Genomic DNA, 8,848 nt, shown 5'->3' with positions numbered 1-8,848 from the left:
GAACAAGCGACCGAGGACCCCCACCGAGAAGATCAGCCAGCAGTCCGCAGCCTGACTGCGGCGGCCCCAGGGGTTGGAGAATTACGCCGACACCACCCCTGGGGAAAACCGCCGTCGTTCACAACCCGGGTCGAGGCGACCGACGGGCACATCGGCAAGGTCGACAAGCACTCCGCCGAGGTCGGCGCCCAGTACATCGTGGTCGACACCGGCCCGTGGATCTTCGGCAAGCAGGTCCTGCTGCCCGCCGGCACCGTGACCGCGGTCGACAACGTCAACAAGACGATCAGCGTCGGGCGCACCAAGGACGAGATCAAGGACTCGCCCGAGTTCGACCGCGACAAGCACCTCGGCGACGCCGGCTACCACGAGCAGGTCGGCGGCTACTACTACGACAACGGGATGCCGCACGCCTGAGCAGCCCGCACGCACAAGGGGCGGCCCGAACGGTTCACCACCGTGCGGGCCGCCCCTTGTCCCAACGCACGCAGCCGTCCAGCGCGTGCACGAGCCCACAGACGGAGCAGCAACGCCGTGACCACCCGCCAGGAGTCCCGTTCCCGCCACCCGCGCCATGAACGCCGCGGGGAGGCCCGGCTGCCCGCAGCGATGGCCACCCTCACGGCGGTGGCGCTGTACGTGCTGCTGCCGCAGAACCTGTTGATCGCCCCGCGCTACGTGCTGCCGGGGCTGGAACTGTTGCTGCTCGTCCCGCTGCTCGTGGTCAACCCCCGGCGGCTGACCCAGCAGACCCGCACCTCGCGCGCTCTCTCCCTGGTGCTGGTGGCGCTGATCGCCGCCGGGAACCTGCTCGCCCTGGGCCTGCTGGTGCACGACCTGGTCACCACCGGCGTCAAGGACGGCGGCGCGCTGCTGGTCGCCGCGCTGCAGGTGTGGCTGACCAACGTCATCGTCTTCGGCCTGGCCTACTGGGAACTGGACCGCGGCGGGCCGGTGGCCCGCACCCAGTCGGCCCGCGAGGACCTGCCGCTGGCGGACTTCCGCTTCTCCCAGGACGAGAACCACGACGCGATCGAGGAGGTCGCCGACGGTTCCAGCGCCAAGGCCGACTGGGTGCCCAGCCTTCCCGACTACCTGTATGTCTCGGTCACCAACTCCACCGCGTTCAGCCCCACCGACACCATGCCGCTGTCCGTCCGCGCCAAACTCCTGATGAGCGTCCAGAGCGTCACCGCCCTGCTCACCTCACTGCTGGTGATCGCCCGCGCCGTCAGCATCCTGCACTGAGTCGAAGCCGCCACGCCCCCGCATTCGCTACCACACAGCTCTGATCCGCCGTCCGACGGTGAACGCTACTGGGGAACGGCGCTGAGCGGAGCAGCGAGCGACTCCAGGCTCTGCCGTTCGGCCTTGACGCCGATGACCGCCTCCACCAGCCCGGCCGCAACCATCAGCGCGGCCCCGATACAGAAGGCGAGGGTGGTGTCGCCCGGCTTTCCGCTGTTGACCAGGCCGTTGAAGACCAACGGTCCGGTGATCCCACCCAGGGCGGTGCCGACGGCGTAGAAGAAGGCGATGCACAACGCTCGGGTCTCCAGCCGGAAGATCTCACTGACCGTCAGATAGGCGGAACTGGCGCCCGCAGAAGCGAAGAAGAGCACTACGGTCCAGCACGCGGTCATGCCGGTCGCGCTCAGCGAGCCGTTCTGGAACAGCGCGGCGGTGCCGAACAGCAGCAGACCGGAGAGGACGTAGGTGCCGGCGATCATGGGCTTGCGGCCGATGGAGTCGAAGAAGTGCCCGAGCAGCAGCGGGCCGAGGAAGTTGCCGACCGCGATCACCGCGAAGTAGTAGCCGGTGTCGCCCTGCGGGACCTTGAAGAAGGTGGTCAGGATCACCGCGTAGCCGAAGGTCACCGCGTTGTAGAGGAACGCCTGGCCGACGAAGAGCGACAGTCCCAGGGCGGTGCGCTTTGGGGTAGGTGCGGAAGACCGTCCCGGCGATCGTGGTGAAGCTGACCGGGCCCAGCTCGCGGACCCGTAGGCGGCGTCCGCGGTGACCCAGGCGATCGGCAGGGATGAGGTCAGGGCGCGTCGGACCATGGTCCGGGCCAGTTCGAGCTTGGTGGCGAAGGCGCGGTCGTCGGGGATGCGGGCGGCCTTGCAGCGTTCGCGGTCCTCGGTCAGAACTCCCACTGGAGTATTAGTACTCCAGTGGGAGTTCTCCGTATGTCCTGGTCAGCGGCCTGGTGGCGGTGAGTGTAGCCGGGCTGCTGCGGGGCCGGGGCCGGTTTCGCGGGCGGGTCGCACGAAGGTGTGCCCCGGTGCATGCTGTGGCAGTGCGGTGGACAGCCCACGGATGTGCTCGATGATCTGCCCACGGAGACGTGGGACCGGGAACTGGACGAGTTGCTCCTACGAGTCGGGTCCCGCTTCGGTCGGGTTGAACCAAGGCGGCGGATGCGGGACTACGTGCAAGGACTCCTTGGCCCGGTAGGCCGCAAGAACAGCTGGCAACTGGCCGAGTACGCAGGCCATTCGGCCCCGCACCGGCTGCAGCACCTGCTCGCAGGAGCCTGCTGGGACGCGGACCAGGTCCGCGACGACCTCCAGGCCTACGTCGCCGAACGCCTCGGCGCCCCCAACGGCGTCCTGATCATCGACGACACCGGCTTCGTCAAGAAGGGCACCGTCTCCGCCGGCGTCCAGCGCCAGTACTCCGGCACCGCGGGCCGGACCGAGAACTGCCAGATCGGCGTCTTCGCCGCCTACGCCACCACCAAGGGGCACGCCCTGGTAGACCGCGAACTCTACCTGCCCAAGTCCTGGACCGAGGACCGCGAACGCTGCAAGACCGCCCGCATCCCTGAGGACCGCACCTTCGCCACCAAGCTCGACTTGGCCCGGGCCATGGTCCGCCGCCCTCTGACCTCATCCCTGCCGATCGCCTGGGTCACCGCGGACTCCGCCTATGGCCAGGACTCCCACTTCCGCCGCTTCCTGGAAGACGCCGGGCTGTCCTACGTGGTCGCCGTCCCCAAATCCCAGCAGGTCCACGGCCCACGCATCGACCACCTCCTCAGCGGAGCCCCTCCCGAAGCCTGGCGGCGCCTGTCCGCTGGCCCGGGCGCCAAGGGCGAACGCCTCTACGACTGGGCCGCCGCCCGGCTGCCGGCGGTCTGGGAGTTCGACGGCGACGAACCCATCCGCCAGCGCTGGATGCTGGCGCGCCGCAGCATCGCCAAGCCCGACGAGGTGGCCTACTACCTCGCCTGCGCACCCCTGGACGCCACCGTCGCCGACCTCGTCCGTGTCGCCGGATGCCGCTGGAGGATCGAGGAGTCCTTCCAGAGCGCGAAGAACGAGTGCGGCCTGGACCAGTACGAAGTGCGGCGCTTCGTGGGCTGGTACCGGCACATCACCTTGGCCATGCTCGCCCACGCGTTCCTGGCTGTCCTGGCCGCCCAGGAGCGTGAAAAGGGGGAGGCGCCCACGACACACCCGAGCTCGTGGACCTCACGCCAGCCGAAATTCGCCGTCTGCTGGCAGATGGACCCCGCCACCGTCCTGCATCCCGCGACCACACACTGACCTGGTCCCACTGGCGCCGCCGACACCAGGCACACGCACGCCGCTGCCACTACAAGCAGCGCGGACACGCCTTCGTGCGACCCGCCCGCGAAACCGGCCCCGGCCCCGCAGCAGCCCGGCTACACTCACCGCCACCAGGCCGCTGACCAGGACATACGGAGAACTCCCACTGGAGTATTAGGGCCTTGCCATGGTGCTTGACCTGGGTTAACGTCACGAACTGCGATACTGCTTTCTACCGAACTTCGCAGGGGCGAGATTCGGCGTAAAGGTGTATGGCGAAACGGTGGAAACCCACGCAATGGGGCGTGGGACGACCACCGCCGTCAGCAGCCTGTAGAACGCCGCGTTGTCCATGGCCTGAGGGTCGAAGTCGATGCGCATGCCGACAGTATGCCGCGCCGCGACTGCGCCCCTTATCGCCAGGTCAGCGGCACAACCAACTTCATGGCCGGTTCGCATATCGGCAACGCCAAGACCCTCGACCCGGGACCGGCGGCAGGCGAGATGCAGTGCGGGCGCAGCAGCACCGAGGTCGTCTGCGGGTGGCCGACTCCGCCACCGCCGGTGGACTGATGACCACGCCGGGCACCGGCCTGAGCGACCAGCAGCTCGCTGACCTCACCCGGCAGTTCCGGGCCGCGGCGGAGCACTGACAGCCCGGCGGGCACACTCGGGGGAACGACAGCCCGGCCGGGGCGCGGACCTGGAGGTCCGGCCCCGGCCGGGGCGGACCGGATCAGTCCTTGGCGAGGGTGACGTTCCGCGTCACCGTTGCCCCCTTCTTGAGCTTGGCTTCGGCGGTGACGGGCTGGTAGCCGTCCTTGGCAACGATGAGCCGTAGCGGGTTGTTGCGGGTGTCAAGCCAGAGCCGGTAGGTGCCGTCCGCCGCCGTCCTGAGCGTGTAGTGGGCGGCCCAGGTGTCGATCTGGACGGTGGCCGCGGCCAGCGGTGTGCCGTCGGCGGCGGTGACCTTTCCGGCGATCCCGCCCCAGCCGGCCGGGGGTTTGACGGTCAGTGAGACGTCCACCGAGTCGAGCCGCGCGGAGTAGGTCCCCGGCTGGCCGACCTCCGGTGCGGCCGCGTTCGTGGTGACCGTGAGCGTGGTGCGGGCGCCCGGCTTCAGCGTCAGCGTCTTCGCGGACTCCGTCAGCCAGCTGACGTCCGCGGGCCCGGTCTGGTCGTAGCCGGTGAGCACTTCGCCGGTCTGGTAGGTGTCGTAGCCCAGCATGCCGCCGATCGCGTAGAACCCGGCGGCGCCGGCGCCCCGGTAGAGCGAGGCGTTGGCGTTGGGCAGGGCGCTCCAGACGTCGGCTGATGGGTCGTAGGCCCAGGTCTGGTTGGTCAGCGCGGTGCCGTTGTCGACGGCACCGCCCTGGACCAGCAGCCGGCCGTTGGCGGCGGTGGTGTACGCGCCCCAGGCGTCCGTCGGCTGGTCGGCGACCGGCGACCAGGCGTTGGTGGCCGGGTCGTAGGAGTAGGCGTGGGTGGTGCTGCCGGTGTCGGTGGTGCCGCCGGCGCAGTACAGCTTGCCGGAAACGGCCCCGCAGGACTCCCAGGCCACCGGCTCCGGGTAGGCGGCGGCCGCGGACCAGGTGTCATGGCCGGGGTCGTAGACGCTCACGTCGGTGCTGCCACAGGTCGAGGTGGCACAGCCGCCGACCTCGTACAGCTTTCCGTCGAGCACGGCGCTGCCGGAGCCCGCGTACGGCTTGGGGTCGGGTGCGGCAGTCGTCCAGGCGCCGGAGGCGATGTCGTAGACCTCGGTCTTCGGGTCCGGCACGTTGCCCGGGCCCCAGCCGCCGGTGGCGTACAGCTTGCCGCCGATGATGCCGTGCGTCGGGGCGTCCCGGGGGTCCTCGGCCGGGGCCAGCTTGGTCCAGGCGCCGGTGTCGGCCTTGTAGGAGTACAGGGCGTTGGTGTCCACGACGCCGGTGAAGCCGAAGGACTCGTACAGGGTGCCCTGGTAGCTGTCGGCCGCGTTGCTGCCGGTGCCGACCGGGAGGTCGGGCACCGGCTGCCAGGCGCTCCCGGCGGCGGGCTGCGCCGTCGACCCTGCTGCCGCGGCGGAGCCGGTGCCCGACGCCCCGCCCTTGGCCTGCTTCGCCGCCACGGCAAGGGACTTGTCGGTGTAGTGGCCCTTCACCAGGGTCAGCGGAGCGCCGGCCCCGACGGCCGACTTCCCGGCAGCGACGACCGTGCCGCCGGGGGTCTCGGTGACGGTGAGGGTGGCCGGTGCGGTGCCGGTGTTCCGCACCGTCACCTTCTGGGTGGCGCTCCTGCCCCAGCCGACGGTCTTGGCGATCGTCCCCGGAGCGACGGCCAGTCGGCCGGCGTCCATGGTCAGGTCGCGCCGCACGGCGCCGTCGGGGACCACGGCGGCCTTCGCCGTGGCCGGGCGGTAGTGCGTGGCCGAGGCGGTCAGCGGGGTCGCGCCGGAGGTGCCGGCGAAGCCCCAGTAGAAGCCGTCGGCCAGGCCCGGGTCGTCCGGGGTGGCGGTGGTGGTGGCGTGCAGGTCGGGCAGCTTCGCACTGGTGACGGTGGCGCCGTTCACGGCCGCCTTGGTGTTGGCGTCCTTGACGGTGCCGACCACCAGCCCGCCGGGGACCGGGGTGAAGGCACGGTTGCCGGTGAACACGTCGTCGATCTGCCACCACTCGGCGAACGACCCGGTGTAGTGGAACCGGACCTGGACGGTTTTGCCCGCGTAGTCCGAAAGCGACAGCTCCACGTGGCCGTTGAAGGACGCGTCGGTCTGTGTCCACAGCGTGGTCCAGGTGCTGCCGCCGTCGGCGCTGACGTCAACGTCGGCCTGCGAGGGCAGGAACGAGGCGCTGTAGTCGGTGTCGAAGGTCAGCAGCGGGTTGGTGGCTCCGAGGGTGACCGGCGCGGAGACCAGGCTGCTGTCCTGCTCGGCCAGGACGCCGTCGTTGTCGCTGTCGACGATGGCGAAGCCGCCGTCGCCGCCGGTCAGGTTGCCGCGTTGGCCGGGATCGTCGAACTGCCAGCTGCCGCTGGTGCCGTCGGCGTCGACGACCTTCCACCCCGCGGGCGCGCCGGACGTCGAGTCGAAGGTCTGCTCGGAGCCGGTCTGCGCGACCTTGTATCCGACTGCCTGGGTCGAGGTCGGGTCCAGGTGCACCGGGACGGCCACGCTCTTCGTCGCGGTACCGACCGCGACGGTCGCGGTGGCCGGCCGGTATCCCGGGTAGGCGGCGGTGACGTGCAGGGTGTAGTCGGTGTTCTGCGGCAGCGTCAGCGTGAAGACGCCGGTGGCCGGGTCGGTGAAGACCGGCCCGCCGGGCACGCCGTCCGCGGTGACCCTGGCGTAGAGCGGCCAGCCGTGGCCGGAGCCGTCGGTGACCTTGCCGGTGACGGTCTGCCGCGGCACCGCGTCGAGCGCGAACGCCTCGGTGAGCGTGGCGCCGTCGGCGAGTTGGACGGTCTCGGCGGCGCTGGCGGCGTAGCCGTAGGCACTGGCGGTCAGCGGGTAGCTGCCGGTCGGCAGGTTCAAGGTGTAACTGCCGTCCGCGGCCGTGGTGGTGGACCTGCTGCCGGCCTTCACGGTGGCACCGGAGACCGGCTTGCCGGTGGCGTGGTCAGTGACCTTGCCGCTGATGACGCCGTGCGGGCCGCTGGTGAAAGCTGCCAGGCCGTCCGGGGTGCCGAGACCGGTGGGCCCGTCGTAGCCGGGTCCCGCGGTGCACAGCCGCGCCGGGTTGCAGCTCCCGTTGCTGCCGGTGGTCACGTCGTTGACCGCGTCCGGCTGGTCGTACGGGTACTCGTTCGGGTAGGTGCCCTCCCCGGGCGCGCCCGCGTCGGCGTAGACGCCCGCGATGATCGGCGCCGAGGCACTGGTGCCGCCGAACACCGCCCAACCGTCCGCGCCGTAGCTCTGGTAGACCGACACGCCGGTCTCCGGGTCGGCGACCGCGGCGACGTCGGCGACCGAGCGGTTGTCGCAGTCGGTGGCCACGCCGGTCTGGAACGACGGCTTCGGCTCGTAGGCCGAGCAGCCCGAACCGGCACCGCCGTAGCCGTCGTTCCACACCGACTCGGCCCAACCGCGGCTGGTGCCGGGGTCACGGGTCAGCGCGGTGCCGCCGACCGAGGTGACGTACCGCGACACGGCCGGGTACGAGACGCCGTAGGCGCTGTCCCCGCTGGAGGCCACCATGGCCACACCGGGGTGGTCGTAGTACGGGTCCATCGACGTCGCCTCGGACGGGTCCTCGCCGCTGCCGGGCTCGGTCGAGTAGTTGGTCCCGTAGGAGTTGGAGACGTAGCCGGCGCCCAGCGCCACGGCCTCGTCCACACTCGCGCCCAGGTCGTCGAAGTTCGCCGAGTCGGCCTCCACCAGGAGGATGTGCGCCTTGGGCGCGACGGCCGAGACCATGTCGAGGTCGAGCGAGATCTCACCGGCCCAGCCGGGGTCGGGCGCGGGCAGGTCGTCGGTGCCCCCGCGCTGGCTCACCTTACTGAAGCAGCCGTCGGCGGAGCCGCAGGCCGGAAGCCCGAACTGGTCGCGGTAGACGGCCAGGTCGGCCTCGGCGGCCGGGTCGTCGAAGGCGTCGACGATGGCCACGGTGGCGCCGGCCCCGCCGTCCGCCGGGAGGTCGTAGGCGCTGCGCAGGTCGGACGGGCCGTAGCCGTCCGGAGCGGCGGTGAGCGCTTGGATGCCCTTCTTGGCGGTGATGTCGGTGCGGCGCATGGCGAAGCAGGTGAACTGCCCCGGTTTCGGTGCGCCGCAGGTGCGTTCGACGCCGGGGCCCGAGGTCGGCTGCTTCGCCGGTCGGGCGTGGCCGCTGCTGGACCCGGCGTCGGCGGGGGCGGCTGAGGCCGCCCCCGCCAGGGGGATCTGGAGCCCCAGTGCGACCAGCGCCGCCGTGGTGACGGCAGCGGTGAGGCCGCGTTTGAGCATGGATATCCGCAAGACGGGTGTCTCCCTTGGACAGGACGAGGTGAACGCCGGGGGTCGCCCGGGTGGCCGGATCCGACCACCCCTGCATATTTGTGCATGTCAACTGCCCTGGACACCTTGGCTGCTGACGGGTACTTGCCAGCTTTTTTTCCCGGCAGCCATGACGCATTTCCGCCACCGCGCGCCGCGTACTCCACATCCGCGCAGGTGAGCGCGGTGCCGACGGTGATCCGGGCAGCGCCGTCAGCACGAGCCCAAACCCGCGCTTCTCGGTCGATTCGCCCGCCCACTTTCCCGCGGCGGTGTACTTTGCGGCCAAAGGGCCTGCGGTCGCAGTCCGGCCATTCGGGGGGAGGCTTGATGGCGCAGGGCACCG

General features: G+C 70.7%; 3 protein-coding genes and 4 pseudogenes. 3 read left to right on the top strand and 4 right to left on the bottom strand.

The genetic code is table 11. The features are described 5' to 3' along the window. Positions 1–126: 126 nt before the first annotated feature. Both ACEZDE_RS16145 and ACEZDE_RS16140 read left to right on the top strand, forming a co-directional pair. Positions 127–417, top strand: a pseudogene (locus ACEZDE_RS16145) (PRC-barrel domain containing protein); the annotation flags it as partial. A gap of 117 nt (positions 418–534) precedes the next feature. Then, a complete protein-coding gene (locus ACEZDE_RS16140; protein WP_380536924.1) occupies positions 535–1,248 on the top strand; it encodes a hypothetical protein in 714 nt (237 codons plus the stop codon). 65 nt (positions 1,249–1,313) lie between these two features. Here the strand turns inward: ACEZDE_RS16140 and ACEZDE_RS16135 are convergent. Both ACEZDE_RS16135 and ACEZDE_RS16130 read right to left on the bottom strand, forming a co-directional pair. Next, positions 1,314–1,980 (bottom strand): annotated as a pseudogene (locus ACEZDE_RS16135) (MFS transporter); the annotation flags it as partial. 68 nt (positions 1,981–2,048) lie between these two features. Beyond that, a pseudogene (locus tag ACEZDE_RS16130) lies at positions 2,049–2,156 on the bottom strand (hypothetical protein); the annotation flags it as partial. 132 nt (positions 2,157–2,288) lie between these two features. Here ACEZDE_RS16130 and ACEZDE_RS16125 point away from each other — a divergent pair. Then, positions 2,289–3,551, top strand: coding sequence for an IS701 family transposase (locus tag ACEZDE_RS16125; RefSeq protein ID WP_380536923.1), 1,263 nt, complete (start codon positions 2,289–2,291; stop codon positions 3,549–3,551). Between the two features lie 240 nt (positions 3,552–3,791). On the opposite strand, the pseudogene ACEZDE_RS16120 reads toward ACEZDE_RS16125, so the two are convergent. Both ACEZDE_RS16120 and ACEZDE_RS16115 read right to left on the bottom strand, forming a co-directional pair. Continuing rightward, positions 3,792–3,935, bottom strand: a pseudogene (locus tag ACEZDE_RS16120) (flavin reductase family protein); the annotation flags it as partial. A 355-nt stretch (positions 3,936–4,290) separates the two neighbouring features. Continuing rightward, entirely contained in the window at positions 4,291–8,484 is a 4,194-nt protein-coding gene (locus ACEZDE_RS16115; RefSeq protein WP_380536922.1) for a carboxypeptidase regulatory-like domain-containing protein, read from the bottom strand. Between the last annotated feature and the right edge of the window lie 364 nt (positions 8,485–8,848).

Source organism: Streptacidiphilus cavernicola, from assembly GCF_042510955.1.
Lineage (GTDB): Bacteria > Actinomycetota > Actinomycetes > Streptomycetales > Streptomycetaceae > Streptacidiphilus > Streptacidiphilus cavernicola.
The sequence above is the reverse complement of the archived record's forward strand: the minus strand, read 5'-3'. Positions and strand labels throughout refer to the sequence as shown.